General features: G+C 66.8%; 20 protein-coding genes. 7 read left to right on the top strand and 13 right to left on the bottom strand.

Annotated elements, in window-relative coordinates; genetic code table 11:
- Positions 1 to 63 precede the first annotated feature (63 nt).
- The 4 genes from AC6CHP_RS20610 (at position 64) to AC6CHP_RS20595 (ending at position 4,683) form a co-directional block, all read left to right on the top strand.
- Positions 64 to 504, top strand: a complete 441-nt coding sequence (locus tag AC6CHP_RS20610; RefSeq protein ID WP_188728290.1) for an acyl-CoA thioesterase — start codon at positions 64 to 66, stop codon at positions 502 to 504.
- A gap of 176 nt (positions 505 to 680) precedes the next feature.
- Complete coding sequence (locus AC6CHP_RS20605; protein WP_498232015.1) at positions 681 to 1,754, top strand: extracellular solute-binding protein; 1,074 nt, start codon at positions 681 to 683, stop codon at positions 1,752 to 1,754.
- Positions 1,755 to 1,798: 44 nt separating this feature from the next.
- Entirely contained in the window at positions 1,799 to 2,866 is a 1,068-nt protein-coding gene (locus tag AC6CHP_RS20600; RefSeq protein ID WP_498232013.1) for an ABC transporter ATP-binding protein, read from the top strand.
- Positions 2,863 to 4,683 carry an ABC transporter permease gene (locus AC6CHP_RS20595; RefSeq protein ID WP_498232011.1) on the top strand — a complete coding sequence of 607 codons (1,821 nt, stop codon included), beginning with the start codon at positions 2,863 to 2,865 and terminating at the stop codon, positions 4,681 to 4,683. Before AC6CHP_RS20600 ends, AC6CHP_RS20595 begins: the two co-directional genes overlap by 4 nt.
- On the opposite strand, the gene AC6CHP_RS20590 is transcribed toward AC6CHP_RS20595, so the two are convergent.
- Positions 4,684 to 5,739, bottom strand: a complete 1,056-nt coding sequence (locus AC6CHP_RS20590) for an FAD-dependent monooxygenase (RefSeq protein WP_498232009.1) — start codon at positions 5,737 to 5,739, stop codon at positions 4,684 to 4,686.
- A 56-nt stretch (positions 5,740 to 5,795) separates the two neighbouring features.
- On the opposite strand from AC6CHP_RS20590, the gene AC6CHP_RS20585 reads away from it, so the two are divergent.
- Entirely contained in the window at positions 5,796 to 6,335 is a 540-nt protein-coding gene (locus tag AC6CHP_RS20585) for a TetR/AcrR family transcriptional regulator (RefSeq protein WP_188728299.1), read from the top strand.
- Between the two features lie 36 nt (positions 6,336 to 6,371).
- Here the strand turns inward: AC6CHP_RS20585 and AC6CHP_RS20580 are convergent, their stop codons facing one another.
- The 3 genes from AC6CHP_RS20580 to AC6CHP_RS20570 all read right to left on the bottom strand — a co-directional run bounded on the left by AC6CHP_RS20580 (position 6,372) and on the right by AC6CHP_RS20570 (position 9,574).
- On the bottom strand, positions 6,372 to 7,559 hold the full coding sequence (locus AC6CHP_RS20580) for a 4-hydroxybenzoate 3-monooxygenase (RefSeq protein WP_498232007.1): 1,188 nt from the start codon (positions 7,557 to 7,559) through the stop codon (positions 6,372 to 6,374).
- 131 nt (positions 7,560 to 7,690) lie between these two features.
- Positions 7,691 to 8,434: an IclR family transcriptional regulator gene (locus AC6CHP_RS20575; protein ID WP_104186903.1), complete on the bottom strand. Its 744-nt coding sequence runs from the start codon at positions 8,432 to 8,434 to the stop codon at positions 7,691 to 7,693.
- A 60-nt stretch (positions 8,435 to 8,494) separates the two neighbouring features.
- On the bottom strand, positions 8,495 to 9,574 hold the full coding sequence (locus tag AC6CHP_RS20570) for an FUSC family protein (protein WP_498232005.1): 1,080 nt from the start codon (positions 9,572 to 9,574) through the stop codon (positions 8,495 to 8,497).
- Positions 9,575 to 9,736: 162 nt separating this feature from the next.
- Between AC6CHP_RS20570 and AC6CHP_RS20565 the strand changes: the two genes are divergently transcribed.
- Positions 9,737 to 10,576 carry an ACT domain-containing protein gene (locus AC6CHP_RS20565; protein WP_498232003.1) on the top strand — a complete coding sequence of 280 codons (840 nt, stop codon included), beginning with the start codon at positions 9,737 to 9,739 and terminating at the stop codon, positions 10,574 to 10,576.
- 11 nt (positions 10,577 to 10,587) lie between these two features.
- On the opposite strand, the gene AC6CHP_RS20560 is transcribed toward AC6CHP_RS20565, so the two are convergent.
- The 9 genes from AC6CHP_RS20560 to AC6CHP_RS20520 all read right to left on the bottom strand — a co-directional run bounded on the left by AC6CHP_RS20560 (position 10,588) and on the right by AC6CHP_RS20520 (position 19,080).
- Positions 10,588 to 11,508 carry a diacylglycerol/lipid kinase family protein gene (locus AC6CHP_RS20560; protein ID WP_498232001.1) on the bottom strand — a complete coding sequence of 307 codons (921 nt, stop codon included), beginning with the start codon at positions 11,506 to 11,508 and terminating at the stop codon, positions 10,588 to 10,590.
- 103 nt (positions 11,509 to 11,611) lie between these two features.
- Complete coding sequence (locus AC6CHP_RS20555; RefSeq protein ID WP_498231999.1) at positions 11,612 to 12,985, bottom strand: NAD(P)(+) transhydrogenase (Re/Si-specific) subunit beta; 1,374 nt, start codon at positions 12,983 to 12,985, stop codon at positions 11,612 to 11,614.
- A complete protein-coding gene (locus AC6CHP_RS20550; RefSeq protein WP_498231997.1) occupies positions 12,982 to 13,302 on the bottom strand; it encodes an NAD(P) transhydrogenase subunit alpha part 2 in 321 nt (106 codons plus the stop codon). The genes AC6CHP_RS20555 and AC6CHP_RS20550 overlap by 4 nt, the downstream gene beginning before the upstream one ends.
- On the bottom strand, positions 13,302 to 14,471 hold the full coding sequence (locus AC6CHP_RS20545; protein ID WP_498231995.1) for a Re/Si-specific NAD(P)(+) transhydrogenase subunit alpha: 1,170 nt from the start codon (positions 14,469 to 14,471) through the stop codon (positions 13,302 to 13,304). The genes AC6CHP_RS20550 and AC6CHP_RS20545 overlap by 1 nt, the downstream gene beginning before the upstream one ends.
- Positions 14,472 to 14,646: 175 nt before the next feature.
- Positions 14,647 to 14,970, bottom strand: coding sequence for an MmcQ/YjbR family DNA-binding protein (locus tag AC6CHP_RS20540; protein ID WP_498231993.1), 324 nt, complete (start codon positions 14,968 to 14,970; stop codon positions 14,647 to 14,649).
- Positions 14,971 to 15,054: 84 nt separating this feature from the next.
- Positions 15,055 to 15,882 (bottom strand): IclR family transcriptional regulator domain-containing protein, encoded by an 828-nt coding sequence (locus tag AC6CHP_RS20535; protein ID WP_427116570.1) that lies wholly within the window; start codon positions 15,880 to 15,882, stop codon positions 15,055 to 15,057.
- A 72-nt stretch (positions 15,883 to 15,954) separates the two neighbouring features.
- Positions 15,955 to 17,487 (bottom strand): tripartite tricarboxylate transporter permease, encoded by a 1,533-nt coding sequence (locus tag AC6CHP_RS20530; protein ID WP_202986612.1) that lies wholly within the window; start codon positions 17,485 to 17,487, stop codon positions 15,955 to 15,957.
- Positions 17,484 to 18,038, bottom strand: a complete 555-nt coding sequence (locus AC6CHP_RS20525) for a tripartite tricarboxylate transporter TctB family protein (RefSeq protein ID WP_498231990.1) — start codon at positions 18,036 to 18,038, stop codon at positions 17,484 to 17,486. The genes AC6CHP_RS20530 and AC6CHP_RS20525 overlap by 4 nt, the downstream gene beginning before the upstream one ends.
- A gap of 70 nt (positions 18,039 to 18,108) precedes the next feature.
- Positions 18,109 to 19,080: a Bug family tripartite tricarboxylate transporter substrate binding protein gene (locus AC6CHP_RS20520; RefSeq protein ID WP_427116574.1), complete on the bottom strand. Its 972-nt coding sequence runs from the start codon at positions 19,078 to 19,080 to the stop codon at positions 18,109 to 18,111.
- Positions 19,081 to 19,306: 226 nt separating this feature from the next.
- Here AC6CHP_RS20520 and AC6CHP_RS20515 point away from each other — a divergent pair.
- A partial coding sequence (locus tag AC6CHP_RS20515) for a shikimate dehydrogenase (protein ID WP_498231987.1) occupies positions 19,307 to 20,174 on the top strand: 868 nt, incomplete at its 3' end.

Here is a 20,174-nt window from a genome sequence, read left to right as displayed (position 1 = left end):
CGGCGTCCCGGCCGGACGTCGTCACAGTGGGTGCCGCTGCAGCGCCTCGGCTAACCTCGCCCTATGGAAACAGCAGACATCACCTTCCGCACCCGCAAGTGGGTCCGCCCCGAGGACCTGAACGCAAACGGGACGCTGTTCGGCGGCAGCCTGCTGAAGTGGATCGATGAGGAAGCGGCCATCTACGCGATCCTCCAGCTGGGCAACGGCCGCGCCGTCACCAAGTACATCTCGGAGATCAACTTCGTCAGCTCCGCTGTGCAGGGCGACCTGATCGAGATGGGACTGACTGCCACGCGCTTCGGCCGGACATCCCTGACCATGCGCGCCGAGGTCCGCAACATGATCACCCGCCAGAGCATCCTCACCATCGAGGAAATCGTCTTCGTGAACCTCAGCCCGTCAGGGAGGCCGGAGCCGCACGGCTACACGGAAATCACCTACGACCGGGACAGGATCCCCACCCACCACCTGACGGAGACCCTCAGTGGAGAGGCACAGTAGCGGCTGACGCTTCACCGCCTGTTTACCCGCACGCCCCCGGCCGTTCCTTTGACTGGACCAGAGTAACCAGCCGGGCTGTTTATCGAATCGATAGCCATAACAGCCGTGAATTCCGCCTGCCCGGCGTTAGGCTTGCCGGACATGCTCCGATTCCAGTCCAGAAATGAGTCCAGATCGTGCGTACTTTGAAGACTTTGGTTGCCGCCGCCGTCGCCGCCACCCTTCTTGCCGGATGCGGAGGAAATGAAACATCGCCGGGAGCGTCTGGTGATGCCTCAGCCCCGGCAGGCGGTTCCGGGGACACCCTGGTGGTTTACACAAACTCCAACGGTGAGGGCCGCGGGGAATGGTGGACCGCCAAGGCCGCGGAGGCCGGCTTCAAGATCGAGATCGTCGGCGCGGGCGGTGCGGACGCCACCAACAAGCTGATCGCGGAAAAGAACAACCCGATCGCCGACGTCGCTTTCGGGCTCAACAACATGTACTTCTCGCAGATCCAGGCCGAGGACGCCCTGGAGGCCTACGAACCGTCGTGGGCGGGCGAGGTGGACAAGGAACTGGGTGACGGCGAAACGTACTGGCCGCTGGTCAAGCAGGCCATCCTCCTCGGCTACAACTCGGACAAGATCTCCGCGGACAACGCCCCGCAGGACTGGACCGACCTGTGGACCAAGGACGAGTTCAAGGACCGTTACGAGCGGGTAACCGGCCTGGGCACCGCCACGGCACAGCTGGTCTTCGCCGGAATCCTCAGCCGCTACCAGGACGACTCGGGCGACCTTGGCGTCTCCGACGAAGGCTGGGAGCAGGTGGAGCAGTACTTCCAGAACGGCAGCCCCGCCGTTGCGAAGACCGACCTCTTTGCCCGGATCGCGTCCGGTGAAGTGGACATGGGGCAGATGCCGTCCTCGATCATCGCCGAACGCGAAGAGTCCTTCAACGTCAACGTGGAAACAGTGGTCCCGTCCGTTGGCGTCCCGCTGGCCGTGGAACAAATCGCCCTGGTGAAGGGCACGGAAAAGAAGGAACAGGCCCAGAAGTTCATCGACTGGTTCGGCAGCGCCGAAGTGCAGGGCGAGTTTGCCCAGCAGTTCAACGCGATGCCGGTGAACAAGGAGGCCGAGGCCCAGGCCAATCCCGAGGTGGTGGACTTCTTCGCGGACCTCAAGCAGCAGGACATCGACTGGGGCTTCGTGCAGGAAAACATGGGCGCCTGGGTGGAAAAGATCGAACTCGAGTACATGACGTAACCCGGCTCCGTCCACCCCGTTTCGCTTCACCAGACAGGTTTGCCATGATCCGCTTGGACAACATCGAAGTTTCCTTTGGTGATTTCACCGCCATCCCGGGCCTTGACCTGCACGTACTCCCGGGGGAGTTCTTCACCCTCCTGGGGCCGTCCGGCTGCGGGAAGACGACGGCGCTGCGCACGCTGGCGGGCTTCATCCAGCCTTCCAACGGCACAGTGCACGTTGACGGCAAGGACGTCACCCGGCTTCCCAGCGACAAGAGGCAGGTGGGCATGGTGTTCCAGAACTATGCCCTCTTCCCCAGCATGAGCGTGTGGGAAAACATCGCTTTCGGGCTGCGGGTCCGGAAGGAGAAACCTGCGGACAGCGACCGCCTGGTCCGGGACATTGCCCGGCGGGTGGAACTCAGCGATGAGCAGCTGTCCAAGAACGTCGCTGAACTGTCCGGCGGGCAGCAGCAGCGCGTGGCGGTGGCGAGGGCCCTGGTGCTGCGGCCCAAAATCCTCCTGCTGGACGAGCCGCTGTCCAACCTGGACGCCAAGCTGCGCCACCAGCTCCGCCAGCAGCTCAAGGACCTGCAGAGCGAATTCGGGATCACCACGGTGTACGTCACCCATGACCAGGACGAGGCCCTGGCCATGAGCGACCGGGTAGCCGTGTTCAACAAGGGCGTGGTGGAGCAGGTGGGGACGCCGCAGGAGATCTACGACCATTCGGCTACCGAATTCGTCTGCAACTTCATCGGGGACAGCTCTGCCCTGACGCCGGAGTTCGTGGCGGAGCTGAACCGGCTCTCAGGGGCGGGGCTCAGCCCGGACGCCAATTCCTACCTGCGGGTGGAAAAGGCGTCCCTGAGCCCCGCGCCTGAAGGGGGCGCCGCCGTCGGACTTCCCGGCACGGTGGTGTCCCGCACGTACCACGGCCTGCACAGCCGGTATGTGGTGCGCAGCCACGGCGCCGACATCCGCCTCCTGGTGAAGGAAGAAGGCGGAGCCCACCATGAACCCGGCACCGAAACCACCGTCTACCTCCAGCCTGCCCACGTTCTGCAGTACCACCCCGATACAGGCGCCGCCCTTCGGCAGCGGGACCCGGCAGCAGTCCTGCCATGAGCAGCACGGCGGTTCGCGCCATGGTCCGCTCCCCCTTCGTGCTGATCGTGGGGGCCGTCCTGACCTGGTTCATCGCGGCGTTCCTGGTCTGGCCCAATATCAACGTCCTGATCGCGACGTTCTTCCCGGACGGCAGCTTCTCCGGGCGGGCCGCGGAAAAGCTCTTCTCGTCCCAGCGCGCCATGAAGGCGCTGGGCAACAGCTTCCTGCTGGCGGTGGCCTTGTCCATCACGGTGAACCTGGTGGGTGTGTTCATTGTCCTGGTGACGCACTACTTCCGGATCCGCGGTTCCAGAATCCTTTTCCTGGGCTATGCGTCCACCTTCATCTACGGCGGCATCGTCCTGGCTGCCGGATACAAGTTCATCTACGGGGACAAGGGAATTGTCACGTCCCTGCTGGTCAAGGTCTTTCCCGGCATGGACCCCGCGTGGTTCTCCGGTTTCTTCGCCGTCCTGGTGGTGATGACGTTCGCCACCACCACCAACCACATGCTGTTCGTGGCCAACGCCCTGAAAGGCGTTGACTACCAGACCATTGAAGCGGCCCGGAACCTGGGGGCGTCCACCTGGACCATCCTGCGGCGGATCGTGCTGCCGATGCTCAAGCCGACCCTGTTCGCCGTTACCATCCTGTCCTTCCTGACCGGACTCGGCGCCCTGAGCGCTCCGCAGGTGCTCGGCGGACGCGACTTCCAGACCATCACCCCGATGATCCTGACGTTCACCAACAGCCCCACCTCGCGGGACCTGGCGGCGCTGCTGGCCGTGATCCTGGGCCTGGCCACCATCCTGATGCTCGCTGTGATGTCCCGGCTGGAAAAGGGCGGCACGTACTTTTCGGTGTCCAAAGTCTCCTCGGCGCTGCAGAAGCAGGACATCACCAACCCTGTGGCCAACGTGGTGGTCCACGCAGTGGCCTACCTGCTGTTTGCCGTGTACACGCTGCCGGTGGTGCTGATTGTGCTGTACTCCTTTGCCGACGGCGCCGCGATCCAGACGGGCGAGCTGGCGTTCGGCAGCCTCACGCTCGAGAACTACCAGCGGGTCCTGACCCAGCAGTCCGGGCTGCGGCCGTTCATCGTGAGCGTGGTGTACAGCGCCCTGGCGGCATTGATCGCCGTGGGCGGGCTGCTGTTTGTGGCCCGGCTGCTGCAAAAGTACAAGAACTGGGTTGCCTCGGTCTTCGAATACCTGCTCCACATTCCGTGGATCCTGCCGTCCGCGCTCCTGGCCCTGGGCCTCATCATCAGCTACGACCACCCCAATCCCCTGGTGGGCGGGGCAGTCCTCACCGGGACCACCGTGATCCTGCTGATCGCTTTCGTCACAGTCAAGATCCCGTTCACGCTGCGCATGCTCAAGGCGTCCTTCGCCTCGGTCAACTCCTCCTTGGAGGAGGCTGCGGCCATCATGGGCGCCAAGACCCTGTACGTCTTCCGGCAGATCCTCCTGCCGCTGGTGCTCCCCGCGGCCGCCGCCATCACGGCGCTGAACTTCAACAGCCTGCTGGACGACTACGACACCGCGATCTTCCTGGCCCACCCCCTGGTCCAGCCGCTGGGCCTGGTCATCAAGGCCAATACCGACGGCGCGGAGGGCGTGGACGGAGTCGCCAACACGTTCGTCTACACGGTGCTGCTGATGGTCATCACCGGTGTGACCATGTACCTCGTCTATGGCCGCTCCAGCAGGGAGCGGTCCCGGAAGAAGAAGCTGCCGGCCGTCCCGCCGGCCTCCCAGGCTCCCGGTCCGGGGCTTCCGGGAACGCCCGTGGCCGGGGAGGACGCGCCGCGGCCTGCAGCTCCCGTGCGCTGATCAGCCGGCGGAACCGCTGACGACGGCGGCGCGGGTGTTCCGCCGTCGGGCCAGCTTGAGGAGGCCGTCACGCAGCGGCTGGGCACCGTCCGCAAAGGCGACGCGCCCCATGGCAGAGGACGCCAGGCTGAGGGCCCGGGTCCTTGGCCGACGCTGCCGGTCGTAGGCACGCAGTGCGTGGCCTTCGGGCAGCGTGTTGAGGAGGTCAGCCAGTGTTACGGCATCCACCAGCGACTCGCAGGCGCCGCGCCCCAGGGTGGGCAGCATGGCGTGGGCGGCATCGCCGATGAGCACGGTCCGCCCGCGGACGTAGGAGCCAAGATGCGGAACTGTCCAGATCCGCTGGACCAGGCATGCTTCGGGCGTGGCTGCGGCCAGCGTGCGGCGGATGGCGGGCGCGTGGCTGGAATAGCGCTCCCGGGCGTATTCCAGGGCTGATGCTGCGTCAATTCCGTACGGGCCCATCGCGGACCGGTAGCTGGCCCACCAGAAGGACCCTCCCCGGGCGGCAGCCATGCCGAACAGGTCGCCTCGGCCCCAGTATTCGCCCACCTCGTCGGGGCTGACCGGAGCAGGCAGAGTCCCGCGGAGGGCAAGATACGGGGTGAGGCGGGCATCCGTTCCGGCGCCCCAGACTTCCCGCCGGACTGCGCTGTGCACGCCGTCAGCACCGACCACCAGGCTGCCGTCGCCGGGAAGAGACCGGACGTTGCTGGTGATCCGGCGGACGGCTCCCGGGACGGCCCCGTCCAGCAACCGCAGCAGATCAACCCGGGAGATGCCGAACATCTCCCCCGCGTTGATGGTGATCCAGGGCTCTCCCTGGGCGTCACGGACCGATCCGCTGCCGAGCACCGGGCTGACCGCCCGCGCCTCTTCAAGGATTCCCAGCCTCGCGAGCGCACGTTGGGCGTTGGGCCACATCCCCAGCGCGTGGCCCACGCCCGGCAGTTCGGGCCGCTTCTCATACACCGTCACCTGGAACCGGCTGTGGTCCAGGCCCGCGGCCAGCGCCAGGCCGGCGATGCCGCCGCCAACAATCGAAATTGTCTCCATGCAGGTGATTTTACTACTTTTGTAGTGATCCGGTAGGGGTCAATTACACTGGGCCCATGCCTGACCGCCGGACCCAGCTCCTTGATGCCGCCCTGGCCGTCGTGGCTGACAAGGGAATGAAGGGCCTTACCCACCGGGCCGTGGACGCCGCCGCACAGGTGGCGGAAGGGACCACCTCCAACTATTTCCGCAACCGAACCGCCCTGGTGGAAGCGGTGCTGGACCGCCTGGAGCACCTGGACACCCAGCTGCTCCGGGACCAGGGAGCGGCTGGTCCGCCGCGGAACCTCGAGGAACTTGCGGGCCAATTGGCTTCCATGCTGCTGGCGCTGGCCGGCGAGCACGCGGGCCTGACCCGCGCCCGGCTGGCCCTTTCGCTGGACCGGCCGGAAGCGGTGACTGCCGGGCATTTCCGGCTTGTGGGCGGCCTGGTCCCGGCTCTCACCGCGCTGGGGGTGGCCGATGCGGCCGCCCGGGCACGGGACCTGGCGGATTATGGCGACGGCGTCCTGCTCCACCTGCTCACGGTCAGGCGGGACGAGCGGCCTGATGCCGCGTCCATCGCAGCCGCAGTCCGCCGGCTGCTCGCCCCCTAAGGCGCCTCCCGCCGTCGCCCCTTTCCCCGGAACGTGTCAGGCGTGGCCGGGCCAGCCGGTGTAGGCCTCCGCCAGGTAGGCCATGCCGTGCCTGGACGACACCACGGAGTTGAGCTCGCCGAGCTGGCGTGCCCGGGAGAAGTCGTCCGCATCGGCGGGGGTGTGCAGCATGGTGGTCATCCAGTAGGAGAACTGCTGCGCCTTCCACACCCGCTCCAGGGCGCGGTCGCTGAAGGAGTCCAGCAGGTGGTCAGAGCCAGAGTTGTAATGGGTGTCCAGACCCTCGAAGAGCATCTTGACGTCGTGGATGGCGAGGTTGAGGCCTTTGGCGCCAGTGGGCGGGACCGTGTGGGCGGCGTCGCCGGCGAGGAACAGGTTGCCGTGGCGCATGGGCGTATGAACGAAGCTGCGGAAGGGCAGGACCATCTTGTCGATGACCGGGCCCTCCTTGAGCTCAAAACCGTTGCCGTTGACCCTGCTGCGGAACTCCGCCCAGATCCGGTCGTCATCCCACTCCGCCACGTTCTCTTTGGGGTCGCACTGGAAGTACATGCGCTGGACGGTCTCGGTCCGCTGGCTGATCAGGGCAAAGCCGTTGCCGGAGTTGGCGTAGATCAGCTCGTCAGCGCTGCGCGGAGCCTCGGCCAGGATGCCGAACCAGGCAAACGGGTACTCGTGGAAGTACCACTTGCGGCTGGCCTCGGGGATCTGGAAGCGGCAGTGGCTGCGGGACCCGTCCGCACCCACCAGGAAGTCGGCCTGGATCTCACACTCCACCCCTTCGGAGTCCGTGAACCAGACCTTTGGCTTCCCTTCCAGGTCATGCACGGTGGTGTCCGTGACGCTGTAGCGGACGTCCCCGCCGTCGGCCTTCCTGCGGGCGGCGAGGTCCAGGAACACGTCGGTTTGCGGGTAGAGCCAGACGGACTCCCCCACCAGGTCCTTGAAGTCCACGCGGTGGCTCTCGCCGTTGAACCGCAGTTCGATGCCGTCGTGCCGGTCGCCGTCGCGCAGCACCCGGTCCGAGACGCCGCTGTCCACGAGCATGTTGACGGTGCCGTGCTCCAGGATGCCCGCCCGGACGGTTTCCGAGATGTCCTTGTGGCTGCGGACTTCAATGACGGTGGACTCGATGCCGGCCTTGGCCAGCAGGTGGGACAGCATCAGGCCGGCAGGGCCTGCGCCCATGATGGCCACCTGGGTGGTGATGATGGTGCGGGGCATGGCTTCTCGCTTCGTTGCGGGGCCGCTGCTGCGCGGCCGTGTGATGCTTCTGCCAACAGTGTGCGCTCCGACAGGTGAGCGGCGTTACATGGATTCCATTCAACGGAAGCATCTGGAAGCTGAGTGGCCGGCTAAGCGTCGTTCAGCCTGCGCGCAATGCCCCTGGCTGCTGTCTGCAGTGCGGGCACCAGTGCCTGCAGGCGCATCTCGCGCAACGGGACCACGACGCCGAGCGAGGCCACCGCGCGCTGGCGGGCGTCCAGCACGGGGACGGCGATCCCCCAGGTGTCCGGGTCCACCACGCCCTTCAGCTGGGCAAAGCCCTGGTGGAACGTCTCGCTGAGCAGCACCCGGACAGCGTCGGTGGAGACCTTCCCGTCCGGGTCCGCAAACTGGTCCAGGTACTGGCTTTGCAGATGCCTGTCCTGGTGGGCCATCAGCGCAAGTCCCGCGGATGAGGTATGGACGGGCATCCGGCCGGCCACCCTGGCCCGGTTGGCCACGGACCCGCGGCGGGACAGCCGTTCAACAAAAAGCGCATCCCAGCCATCCAGCACGGCCAGGTTCACATTCTGGTTGAGGACCTGCTGGATGTCCTCCATGAACGGCATGGCCGCCTGCCGCAGGGCAAGGGTGGGTGCGGTGCGGTTGACCAGTTCCCAGAGTCGCAGGCCGGGGCGCACCAGGCCGCCGGGACCGGCGTCCAGGAGGCCATGGTCCGCGAGCTGGCGGACCAGCCGGTGGGCAGTGGTGAGCGGCAGGCCCGCGCGCTCCGCCAGTTCGGACAGCTGCAGGGCGCTGACATCCTCGGGGAAGGCGGAGAGCAATCGGACAATGCGGTCCACCACCGAATCACCCGAGGCAGAGTTCGCCACCGCACGCAGCCTTCCGTTGAATGGGACGTTTCCAGCCTACCTTCGCGGCAGCAGCGGCGGCTAAGGCACGTCGGCCGGGGCCGCCGTCGTGCGTCCGCGGAAACGGCGCCACGCGCCGGGGGCCAGGACCACGGCGATGCCGACGGCGGCGCCGATCACCGTTTCAATGATGCGGTCCCGGAGCAGGATGGTCGGCGAGGAGGGAACCACGAGGAGGGTGGACACCAGAGCCAAGGGCGTGACGAAAATCTGGGCCAGCAGATACTGCCGGATGATGAACATCTCGGCGCCGAACTGGCACAGCGCCATGACCAGGACGGTCTGCCAGGGCTGCAGGCCCAGCAGCAGGATGCCCGCCATCACCACCAGCCCCAGCACCGTGCCAATGATTCTCTGCACCCCGCGGCGGACCCGGTGCCGGGTGGTGTGGCCCACCAGCGGCACGACGGCGGCCACCATGGCCCAATAGTTGTGGCCGAACCCGAGGCGGCTGCCGGCCCAGGTGGCCAGTGCACCGGCCAGGCCTGCAGCCACCAGGTAGCCCAGGCCCTCAAGCAGGGCAGCACGCTTTTCGCCGGGGGTGCGGCGGATGGGGCGCGGCCGGGACCATGCTGCCCGGCGGCTGGGCAGGATCCGGGAGGAGAACCCGATCAGCAGGCAGAAGGCGGTGGTGAGGGCGGCTACCAGCATGCCCTCCCACAGCGGCGGCTGGTTGGGGATGGAGGCAATGGCCGCGAACGCAAAGATGTGGAAGAGGGACCCGGCCGGGCGCAGGCGGAACCACGCGATTGCCACCGAACAGCCGCCCGCCACCAGCGTGGTGGCCAGGACCAGGAGCCACGTGGTCCCGGCCGGGTCCAGACCCAAGGCTCCTCCGGTCCGGGCAGCGAGCGCTGCGAGGAGGATGACCAGCAGCATCAGCAGGCCGGCCCGCAGCTGCAGCGCGAAGCGGATGCCGTGGGGTTCGCCGCGGCCGTAGATGCCGGTGAAAGCCCCAAAGGACGCGAAGATGGCGAGGTCCAGCCGGCCCAGAAGCACCAGCGTGAAGAGCGGAACGAAGACCCCCACCGCGCACCTCAGGGCCGGGTGGTGGTCCTTGTTGGCGGGGGCAATGCTGAACATCTCGGTGAGCATCTTCACGTGGAATGGGGCCTTCCTGCGGTGCCGGGCGTCTGGGATTTGTTTCTGGTGAGACGGGCGGCCGCGCTGACGTTCCATCAAAAATCCTACGCCCGGGGATGCTTCGCACGATCGGAACGGCCGGGCAACACCGCCGAAACAGCACCACGCGATCCTTGGACCATGAAGCCCGGTGCAAGCAAGACTCCCGCGTCTGAACTGAGCTGCGAAGTGTGCGGCCTGATGCCCGAACCAACAAGGACCCGGCTGACCCTGGCCAACGTGGCCGTGATGCTGCCGATCGAGCTCCTGGTCCACGCCCTGGTGGTGGACACCCAGCTTTCCTACCTGGCCAAGGTCCTTGTGCTGACTGTTACCGCCACCGTCCTGGTGATTTGGGTGGCTGAGCCCTCCGCGGCGCGGGTGCTTCGCGGATGGCTGCATGCACCGGCGCTGCGGCACCGGCGCCGGCTCGCCGGGGCCCCGGCGTTGTGGCGGGCACGCACCGTCCTGCAGGATGAGCCGGGGGCGCTGCAGAAAGTCACCAAGGCCCTGGCCCGCCTGGAGACCAACATCCTGAGCATCCACGTCCACCCGGTGGCCGGCGGCGTACTGGACGAGTTTGTGCTGTCCACGCCCGGCGATGTGGACGAATACCAGCTCCTGGAGGCACTGCACCTGGCCGGCGGCACACACTCCCACGTCTGGCCAACCACCGCACTGGCGATGGCGGACGGGCAGACAAAAGCGCTGAGCCTTGCGGCGCGGATCGCTGATGCGCCGGACGAGCTTCCGCTGGCCGTGGCCGAGCTGCTGCGGGCACGGGTCCTTTCCCCTGCCGAGGCGCTGCTGGAAAGGCACGACGCCGGCACCCGGCTTAAGATCCCGACGGCCTGGCACGGCCCCATCACCTTTGCCCGGCCCGGGGAACCGTTCACTCCCGCGGAGTCAGCCCGCGCCCACCGGCTCGCTGAACTCGCCGAAATCCTGGCGCACCGGCCCGCCCCGTCCCCTCCCAACTAGGTAGCTGGGAATTACATCCGGAGGGTCAGGGCTGCCGGTTCCATGGTCATGACCACGTGCTTGCTCTGCCCTTCGTGGTCGCCGTCAAGCTGGTAGTCGTCCTTGTGTTCCAAGGTGATCTCCACGGTCTTGCCCTGGAAGTACTCTACGGCTGTGTCCTTCCCCCGGCCCTTGCCGATCATCCCGGCAAGCACCGAGAGCCAGCCCAGCTTGCCGTGGTGGGGCGCCAGCACGGCAACGTCCAGCAGTCCGTCGTCCACCTTTGCTTCGGGGAAGATTTCCAGGCCTCCCTGGACCTTGCCGCAGTTGCCCACCATGACGCTGCGGACACCGCGGCGGACAGCAGGCTTCCCGTCGATCACAATGGTGGCCTTGACCGGCTTGCCGGGCAGGTTCCGGATACCGGCGTCCACGTAGGCCAGCCAGCCCACCTTGTCCTTCAGTTCCTCGTTGGTGTCGGCCATGATGGTGGCGTCGTAGCCCACCCCGGCCATCACCAGGAACAGCTGCTCCATGTCCGGGTCGCTGCGGCGGGCACGGACCACGTCGATCTTCCGCTCGGTGCCGATCAGGGCCCCGGCCATGGCGCCGTCGTAATCAGTGACGTCCATGCCGAGGTTGCGGGCCAGGAGGTTGCCGGTACCCAGCGGGAGCAGCCCCATGGGCACATCCCCACCGGACAGCACCTCGGCCACGCACCGGACGGTGCCATCGCCGCCGGCGGCGATCACGATGTCCGCCCCCTGCGCCAGCGCTTCCTTGGCCTGGCCGACGCCGGGATCCTCCTTGGTGGTTTCGAACCAGAGCGGCTCGCCCCAGCCGTTCTCCACGCAGTGCTTTGCCACCAGGCCGCGCACATCGATATCCACCGGCTTGGCGGGATTGACGATGATTGCGGCGCGCTGGGGTGAGGTGGAGCTGTTGGCAGTCATGGTGTCCTCTGGTGGCAAGTGAAAGGCTACGTCTGAGAGAAGACTAGCCTGCCCCGCCCGGGGTTCGGCGCATGCCGGCAGCAGCCTCGCAGCGGGTACGCGGCTAGAGTGCTTTGACGGCCCCGAGCACCTGGGCCAGCGAGTCCTTGGCGTCGCCGAACAGAAGCGACGTCTGCGGCTCGTACAGCAGGTCATTCTCGATCCCGGCGAACCCGGGACGCATGGAACGCTTGAGGAACACCACCTGCCGGGCATCCGCCACTTCCAGGATGGGCATGCCATAAATAGGTGAGCCGGCAGACGTCTTGGCTGCCGGATTCACGACGTCGTTCGCACCCACCACCAGCGCCACATCCGCCGTTTTGAACTCCGGGTTGATCTCCCCCATTTCCTTGAGCGACTCGTACGGCACGTTGGCCTCGGCCAGCAGCACGTTCATGTGTCCGGGCATCCGGCCGGCCACGGGGTGGATGGCAAAGTCCACCTCGATGCCGCGGCTTTCCAGGGCCTGCGCGAGCTCGGCCGCGGTGTGCTGGCCCTGGGCAACGGCCAGCCCATAGCCGGGAACAATGATGACGCGCTGCGCGTAGCCGAGCAGGACTGCAACGTCCTCCGCGCTGGAGGAACGGACGGGACGTTCGCTCACGGCGGTGGATCCCGCCGTCGAACTTCCCCTGAACGCGCCGAACAGGATGCCCGCCACGCTGCGGCCCATCGCCGCCGCCATGGCCCTGGTGAGGATGGTGCCCGAGGCGCCCACCAGGGTGCCGGCCACCACCAGCAGCACGTTGCCCAGCACCAGGCCGGAGGCGGCCACGGCAAGGCCGGTGAAGGCGTTCAGCAGCGAGATGACGATGGGGACGTCGGCCCCGCCCACCGGCAGCACCAGCAGGATTCCGGCGGCCAGTCCCAGCACCAGCAGCAGCGACGCGAGCGGAAGGGAACCGGTAAAAACGACGACGGCGGCGGCCGCCACGGCGGCGAGCAGCACCGCGGCCATCACCGCCGGGAGTCCGGGAAACACCACCGGCCGGGTGGTCATCAGTTCCTGGAGCTTCGCGAACGTGACCCCCGAACCTGCAAAGGACACGGCACCCACCAGGAGGGTGAAGACGATGGCCAGCCGCACCCAGGGATCGCCGGCATGGTTGAGTTCCAGGAGCGCCACCAGCGCTGCGGCGCCGCCGCCCACGCCGTTGAAGAGGGCCACCAGCTGCGGCATCTGGGTCATCTTGACCCGCCGGGCCACCGGGGCGGCCACGGCCGACCCCACGGCAATGGCCGCCAGGATCCACGGGATGTTCTCCAGCCGGGAGGACAGGAACACGGTGACGACGGCGATCAGGGCCCCTGCGGCGCCGATCAGGTTGCCGCGGCGGGCGGTCCGCGGCGAACTGAGCCCGCGCAGCGCCAGGATGAAGAAGACGGCGGCGACCAGGTACAGCAGCGACGTCCAGACCGGGTCCAGGAGGCTCATTTGCCGTCCGCCTTCCGGGTGGCCTGTTTGGTACCGGCCGCTTTGCGCGCATGGAACATGTGCAGCATCCGGTCGGTCACCACAAAGCCCCCCACCAGGTTGGCCGTGGCAAGGACGACGGCGAGGAGCGCCACAGCGAGCACCCAGGGGTCTGCAGCCTGGCCGGCGACGATGATGGCGCCCACCAGGATGATGCCGTGGATGGCATTGGCACCGGACATCAGCGGAGTGTGCAGGGTGCTGGAGACCTTGGACACCACCTCGAAGCCGACGAAGACGGCCAGGACCGTGATCGTCAGCAGGCTCATACCGTCCATCAGAGCGCCCCTTCCCGCCGGGAGCCGGCCCGCTCGGCCAGCAGGTCCGCCGTCGGCTGGTGCCGCACCGTGCCGTCGTGGGTGAGGCAGGCCCCGGCGACAACCTCGTCACTGAAATCGGGAGCGAGCGCACCGTCCCTGACCATCAGCACCAGCAGGTTGGCGACATTCTTCGCGTACAGGCGCGAAGCATCCGACGCCATGGCGGAGGGTGCGTCCTTCAGGCCGACCAGCCAGACGTGGCCGGAGCCGTCAGCGGTGGGTACGGGAACGTCCTGGCCCGCCACGACGCCTTCCACGTTGCCGCCCGACTCGGCAGCGAGGTCGACAACCACCGACCCGGCCCGCATGCCCTGCACCATCTCCCGCGTGACCAGGAGCGGTGCCCGCCTGCCGGGGACGGCCGCCGTCGTAATCAGCACGTCGGCCTGCGCCACATGGGGTGCCAGCAGCTGGCGCTGCCGGGTCCCGGCGTCGGAACTAAGCTGGCGGGCGTAGCCTCCGGCGGCCTCCGCCGTTTCGAGGTCCAGCCGGATGAAGGTGCCGCCCATGGAGGCTACCTCGTCCGCGGAGGCGGGGCGGATATCGTTGGCGAAGACCCGCGCGCCGAGGCGTTTCGCGGTGCCAATAGCCTGCAGGCCCGCCACCCCGGCCCCCAACACCAGGACCCGGGCGGGCGGGACGGTGCCGGCGGCGGTCATGTATAGCGGGAAGAACCGGGGCAGCCGGATGGCCGCCTCAAGGACGCAGCGGTACCCGGCCACGAGTGCCTGGGAACTGAGGGCGTCCATGGACTGGGCCCGGGAGATGCGGGGCACGAGTTCCAGGGCGAAGGATGTGACGCCGGCGTCGGCGAGCGCCTGGACGGTTGGCAGTTCGGACGACGGCGATGCGAGCCCCACGGTGGCGGCTCCCCTTTTCAGGGACCGGGCGGTGTCAGGGTCGAGGGGCCGGACGTGGGCGAGGACGTCCAGCTGGGCGGGGTCGAGCTCAGGGACAATGTGCGCACCCGCCTGGCTGTACGCGAGGTCCGGGTACCCGGCCGCCGCGCCGGCGTCTTCCTCGAGGAGTATCTCCACGCCGAGCGCCGCCAGCTGCTTGACCGTTTCCGGTGTGGCGGCCACCCGCCGTTCACCCTCCCGGCGTTCCCGCGGTATGCCCAGTTTCACCCGCTGACTCCCCTCGCTGCATGGATGCGGGAGCGCCGCCCTGCCGGGCCGTTCCTGGTTCACCTGGACCAGGTGGCTTCGCGGAGCGGCGCTGCTGCACGTAGTTGGCTTGAGTCTATGGCCCGCACCGGTGCCGCGGGAGTAGGGCGGCGTGCTTGGGTGGCAAACAGTTACCTTACGGCTGCTTGCGGCTGCTGTGTTCCCCTCCCGCCAGGCGGTAGGAATCCTGGAGCAGTTCCGCCAGCAGCTCCCCGCTGATCCCGTTTAGCCGCACCAGCACCAGCTGGGGAGAACGCTCGTGATGCGGGGTCCAGAAGAACGTTTCCGGCTCCGTTCCCGCCAGGGCCTCGCGTTCGCCTGTCTTGACGGTGAGGACTCCGGGTTCCCAGATGCGGGCCATCAGGGTCCTAGCGAACCATGCGGGCTGGCCCCAGCTCAGCCGCTCCGTGACACCCGGCATCGCCAGGGCAATGCTTCGGACGTCGGCTTCTGTGGCCATAAAACACAGTGGCATTCGCGCCGCTCCCGGGCAAGGGCCGGCTGGTTAGCTGGTGCCGTGGGCCGGGGTGCCGTGCGGGCCCTGTCAGGTTTGCATGTCCGCCATGGCGGGCCGAAGTACATCCACGCCGCCAAGGCGTTTTGCCGGCCGGCCCTGGTAGTCCATCCCTATCTCACGCGCTGTTTCCTGCAGGAGCGGGACAACTGTCTGTTCGATCACGTCCTGGGCGGCGCGGTGTGCCTGCAATGAGACGTTGACGGCGCCGACAGCCTCGTCTCCGCACCAGATGGGAACGGCCACGCCGCGGAGGCCGTTCTCCAGTTCCTGGGACACCATGGACCACCCCTGGCTCCGGGCAAGGCTGACCTCGTCCTTGAGGGCCTCGAGGCTGCCGACGGAGTGCTCGGTAAAACGCTGCAGGTGGACCGATTCGTAGTACGCCTCCAGGCTGCCGGCCGGCAGGGCAGCGAGGAGCACCCGGCCCATGGACGTCGCCCACGCCGGAAACCTGGTGCCCACGCTGATGGTGACGTTGAGGAGCCGCGGGGACGGGACACAGGCGACATAGGCGACGTCCGCTCCATCAAGGACGCAAAGCGACGCCGTCTCGCCGAGCTCGGACGCCAGCAGTTTGAGGTGCGGCTCGGCTACGCGGGGAAGGGACAGGGTGGAGAGGAAGGAGGAACCGAGCTCCAGGGAGCGGGCGGTCAGTTCAAAAGACTGTCCGTCCGTCCGCAGGTACCCAAGGTCCGCCAGCGTCAGCAGGAACCGCCGGGCAGAGGCGCGCGTTATGTCCGTCGCCGCCGCGATCTGGGAGACGGTCAGGCGGGGGGTATCCGACGTGAACGCCCTGAGGACGTCAAAGGCCTTCCCCACCGACTTCACAAAGTACGCCGGATGTTCTTCTTCCATGGACTTCTTGCCCTTCCGAAAAATACAGGACACCGGGCCCACCTGGGTGGGCCCGGGCGTCCTTGAGCGTATCTAGCTGGAAACCTTCGCCTGGTCCGCTCCGGCGCCCACTGCCTTGCGCCGCTTCAGCTGCGCGCGCAGGGGAGGGACAACCAGCGCCGCAACAGAGATGGCAAGGAGCACCAGCGCAATGGGACTGGTGAAGACGGATGCCCACCCGTCAGTGATGAGTGCGCGGCGCAGGTTTGCCTCGGCCAGGGGGCCAAGGATAAGGCCCAGCACAGCGGGGCCTGCAGGGAAACCGAAACGCAGCATAAACAGCCCAACGGCCCCGAAAATCATCATCATGAACACATCGAAGACGCTGTTGTTGATGGAGTACGTCCCCACCATGCAGAAGATCAGGATGATGACCCACAGGTAGTGGCTGGGCAGTTCCAGCAGCTTGACCATGCCGCGCATGCGCAGGAGGCTCAGCCCGAGGGTCAGGATGGTGGCGATCAGCATGATCGTGACCAGCGAGGAGACGAGGTCCGGCCGGCTGCTGAAGAGGCTGGGCCCCGGCTGGATGCCCCAGATCATCATGGATCCGATCATGACGGCCATGACGGAATCGCCGGGGACGCCGAGCGCCATGGTGGTGGTCACGCTGCCGCCCAGGGTTGCCGTGCTGGAGGTATCGCCGGCAGTCAGGCCCTCAAGGGAGCCCTTGCCGAACTCCTCCGGGTGCTTGGAGACTTTCCTGGCGTTGTCCCACGCGATGATGCCGGCGATGTCGCCGCCCACCGCCGGGACAAGGCCGACGACGGATCCGGTCACCGCGCCGATCCCCATCGGCTTGAACAGCCGCTGCATCAGTTTCCGTCCGGGCATCCACTGGCCCAGCTGGGTGACGGGCTTGACGTGGTGCAGGTGCCTGCGCCTGGTGAGAATCTGGTTGAGGACTTCCGCCACGCCAAAGAACCCGATGATGACCGGAATGAACGGCACGCCGCCGTTCAGTTCCAGGACGTTGAGGGTAAAGCGGGCGTCACCGGTAATGGGGTCACGGCCCACGGTGGCCAGCAGGAGACCGAACGCTCCGGCGGCCAGGCCCTTGAGGATTCGTCCCGAGGAGACACCCACCATCATGGTCAGGCCGAAGACCACCAGCGCGAACATTTCCGGCGGTCCGAACTGGCGGGCGAATTCCGAAAGGGGCACCGCGGCAACCGCCAGGATGAGGATGCCAAAAAGCATGCCAAAGGCCGAGCCGAAGGCGGACGTTGTCAGGGCCAGGCCCGCTTGTCCTTTCAGGGCAAGCGGGTAACCGTCAAAGGTTGTGGAAATGGAGGCAGGTGTGCCCGGGGTGTTAATGAGGATGGCTGGCACCCGGTCCCCGAACTGGGCGGCCACATAGATGGTCAGCAGGACGGCGAGGCCCTGGATGGGTTCCAGCGTCAGCGTGAACCCGCTGGCCAGGGCCACGGCCATGGTGGCAGTCACACCCGGGAAGGCACCCACGAGCATGCCCACCAGGATGCCCAGGCCTATGTAGAGGAGGGTGTCCACCTGGAGGACGGTCATGATGCCGTCGGTGACGGGCGAGGCAGCGATCTGGATCATAGGTTCACCCGCAATGCGACGACAAAAAGGAAATGGAGGAGGGCCGTAACGATGGCCGGGAACACGAGCAGCGGCCTCCAGCCTCGGCCACCGTACAGGGCCGTCAGCGCAACGGACGTTGCGAACGTAATCAACCAGAACTGGAGGACGTTCCACAGCAGGAGGTAGCCCACCAGGATCGCGGCCGTCAGCAGCATCCGGCCGATGCCCCACCCGCTGAGCGGATCAGGGAGGTTGGCCCGGCTGACCCCGCGCAGCACGTTGACCACCACCTGCAGGACGCCGAACACGATAAGGCTCCATGCGAGCATGGTGGGCCAGAAGGGAGGCCCGAGTTCCACCCGGACCCCTGAGCGGATGCCCTGGGCGAGCACCAGGACCAGGACGCCGAGGCCGATGGTGACGGCGGCCGGAACCAGTTCCCTGAGCCGGTGCGCACGGTCCGTGACCAGCACCTCTGACGCCGGGTGGATATGGGCTTCGGCGTGGTCCTGCTCAGGGTCTGTTGGGTTGAGGCCTGCCGGCGGCCCTGGTGCTGTGTGATCGTTCATTGGGGTTCCTCAGTAGGGGCCGGCCAGCGGAAGGCTGGCCGGCCCGTCTGCCTCGAAGTGTGTGCCTGCGCTACTTGCCCTGCGCGAGCTTGATCCACGGTCCGTAGCGGTCGGCTTCCTCGTCGAGGAACGCCGTCATCTCCTCCGCGTCCTTGAAGGTCGGCACAAGGTTGGAACCTTCGATGACCTTCTTGTACTCCGGGTCCTCAACAGCCTTGCCCATGGCGTCGGAGAGCTTGCTGACAACTTCCTCGGGCGTACCGGCCGGAGCCATGATCCCCACCCATGAAGCGTTCTGCAGGTCGATTCCTTCTTCCCTGGCGGTGGGGACGTCCGGGTTCTTTGGATCCCGTTCCTCGGTCAGCATGGCCAGGTAGCGGAGCTTGCCTGCGTCCACCTGGTTCTTCTGCGTGCCGATTGCATCGATCGAGAAATCGACGTCACCGGCCGCCGCAGCAGCAACTGCCGGGGCGGAGCCGTCAAACGGGACGGACGTGAGCTCGATTCCGGCAAGTTCCTGGAGGCCCTGGGCGGGGGAATCCCAGACCGAGCCAACGCCCGGGCTGGAGTAGGTGACCTTGCCGGGGTTGGCCTTGGCGTCCGCGACGAGGTCCTTGAGCGACTGGTAGGGACTGTCCACCGGGACAGCGATGGCACCGGGTCCGGCCAGGCCCTGGCCAATCGGCGCGTAGTTGGACGGGTCGATGTCGTAATCCTGGAACTGCAGGGTGGCTACCTCTACGCCCATCATCGACAGGTTGTAGCCGTCCGGCTTTTGGTCCTTCAGCCAGTTGTAGGCCACCGATCCGTTGGCTCCCGGCTTGTTTTCGACGATGACCTCGACGCCCAGCTCTTTTTCCAGCAGCGGTGCAATGGTACGGGCCGTCAGGTCCCCCGAGCCGCCTGCGGCCCAGGGAACGGTCAGCCGGATGTCCTGCGCGGGGAAGTCGGCGTCGGAACTGCTGTTGCTGCCCGAGGCGCAACCAGTCAGCGCAAGCAACCCCGCCGTGCCCACTGCGAGTGATTTTAGAAGGGTTTTCACTACGGTTTTCTCCTTTGATACCCGTACTCCGACAAGGCTTGCGGCTGTCATCTCCGACAGTGCGCCTCATCTGGGACTTTGTACGCATTACGAACATGTGTGCATAAAACGTACAGTAGTTGTAATCTAGTTCACATCGAGGCCCGGAACAAGGCCGCGGCCGAAATTGTGACCAGGCAATCCGACCCATGGACGCTTCGCACTGGCGGGGCCGGAAGGTGGACAGATGAGTACTCCGGCGGAGTCGTACCTGGTGGGGTTGATCGGCGAAGGAACCACGCACTCCCTGACCCCTGCCCTCCACGAGAGGGAAGCCGACCATCACGGACTGCGGTACATCTACCGGACCGTTGACCTGACCCTCCTGGCACGTCCGGCTGACGACGTGGGTACCCTGCTCTCGGCCGGACGCGATCTTGGCTTCAACGCCTTCAACATCACCGTTCCCGCCAAACAGGTTGTCCTTGGGTACCTTGATGATCTTTCGGACGATGCGGCCCGGCTGGGGGCCGTCAACACCGTCCTTATCCGTGATGGCAAGTTCATCGGCCACAACACCGATTACTCCGGATTTGGCTCCGCCCTCGAGGAAGGCCTCCCCGGAGCATCCCTTGGACATGTTGTGCAGCTGGGCGCCGGCGGCGCCGGCGCAGCTACGGCGTACGCGCTCCTTGCAGCAGGGGCGGAGCACCTGTGCGTCGTGGACCTGGATCCCGCCCGGTCCCGGGAGCGGGCCGAGGCCCTCGCACGGTTCTTCCCGGACAGGAACATCGAATGGCGGCAGATCGGCGAGATAAGGGATCTGATGTCCAAGGCTGACGGCCTGGTGCATGCCACCCCCGTGGGGATGCACGCCCATCCGGGCATGCCCCTGGACGGGGACCTGCTCCAGTCCCGGCACTGGGTGGCCGATATCGTCTACCGCCCGATCGAAACCGAATTGGTCAAGGCCGCCGGCGCCAAGGGGTGCCGTGTGCTGGACGGCGGCCACATGGCCGTGGGCCAGGCGGTGGACGCCTTCGGCCTCATCACGGGCGTGGAACCGGACCGCTCGCGCATGAGGCAGCATTTCCTGTCCATGCTCCGCCAGGGGG

The organism is Pseudarthrobacter sp. GQ63 (genome assembly GCF_059758765.1).
This window is presented reverse-complemented; position numbering and strand designations above follow the sequence as displayed.

What these genes read in the sequence shown, in the direction of transcription:
- AC6CHP_RS20560 (WP_498232001.1), bottom strand. Translation starts at nt 11,508, where the DNA reads ATGACTGCCAACAGCTCCACCTCACCCCAGCGCGCCGCAATCATCGTC.
- AC6CHP_RS20565 (WP_498232003.1), top strand. Translation starts at nt 9,737, where the DNA reads ATGAAGCCCGGTGCAAGCAAGACTCCCGCGTCTGAACTGAGCTGCGAA.
- AC6CHP_RS20595 (WP_498232011.1), top strand. Translation starts at nt 2,863, where the DNA reads ATGAGCAGCACGGCGGTTCGCGCCATGGTCCGCTCCCCCTTCGTGCTG.
- AC6CHP_RS20540 (WP_498231993.1), bottom strand. Translation starts at nt 14,970, where the DNA reads ATGGCCACAGAAGCCGACGTCCGAAGCATTGCCCTGGCGATGCCGGGT.
- AC6CHP_RS20535 (WP_427116570.1), bottom strand. Translation starts at nt 15,882, where the DNA reads ATGGAAGAAGAACATCCGGCGTACTTTGTGAAGTCGGTGGGGAAGGCC.
- AC6CHP_RS20600 (WP_498232013.1), top strand. Translation starts at nt 1,799, where the DNA reads ATGATCCGCTTGGACAACATCGAAGTTTCCTTTGGTGATTTCACCGCC.
- AC6CHP_RS20550 (WP_498231997.1), bottom strand. Translation starts at nt 13,302, where the DNA reads ATGGACGGTATGAGCCTGCTGACGATCACGGTCCTGGCCGTCTTCGTC.
- AC6CHP_RS20610 (WP_188728290.1), top strand. Translation starts at nt 64, where the DNA reads ATGGAAACAGCAGACATCACCTTCCGCACCCGCAAGTGGGTCCGCCCC.
- AC6CHP_RS20530 (WP_202986612.1), bottom strand. Translation starts at nt 17,487, where the DNA reads ATGATCCAGATCGCTGCCTCGCCCGTCACCGACGGCATCATGACCGTC.
- AC6CHP_RS20585 (WP_188728299.1), top strand. Translation starts at nt 5,796, where the DNA reads ATGCCTGACCGCCGGACCCAGCTCCTTGATGCCGCCCTGGCCGTCGTG.
- AC6CHP_RS20555 (WP_498231999.1), bottom strand. Translation starts at nt 12,985, where the DNA reads ATGAGCCTCCTGGACCCGGTCTGGACGTCGCTGCTGTACCTGGTCGCC.
- AC6CHP_RS20590 (WP_498232009.1), bottom strand. Translation starts at nt 5,739, where the DNA reads ATGGAGACAATTTCGATTGTTGGCGGCGGCATCGCCGGCCTGGCGCTG.
- AC6CHP_RS20525 (WP_498231990.1), bottom strand. Translation starts at nt 18,038, where the DNA reads ATGAACGATCACACAGCACCAGGGCCGCCGGCAGGCCTCAACCCAACA.
- AC6CHP_RS20580 (WP_498232007.1), bottom strand. Translation starts at nt 7,559, where the DNA reads ATGCCCCGCACCATCATCACCACCCAGGTGGCCATCATGGGCGCAGGC.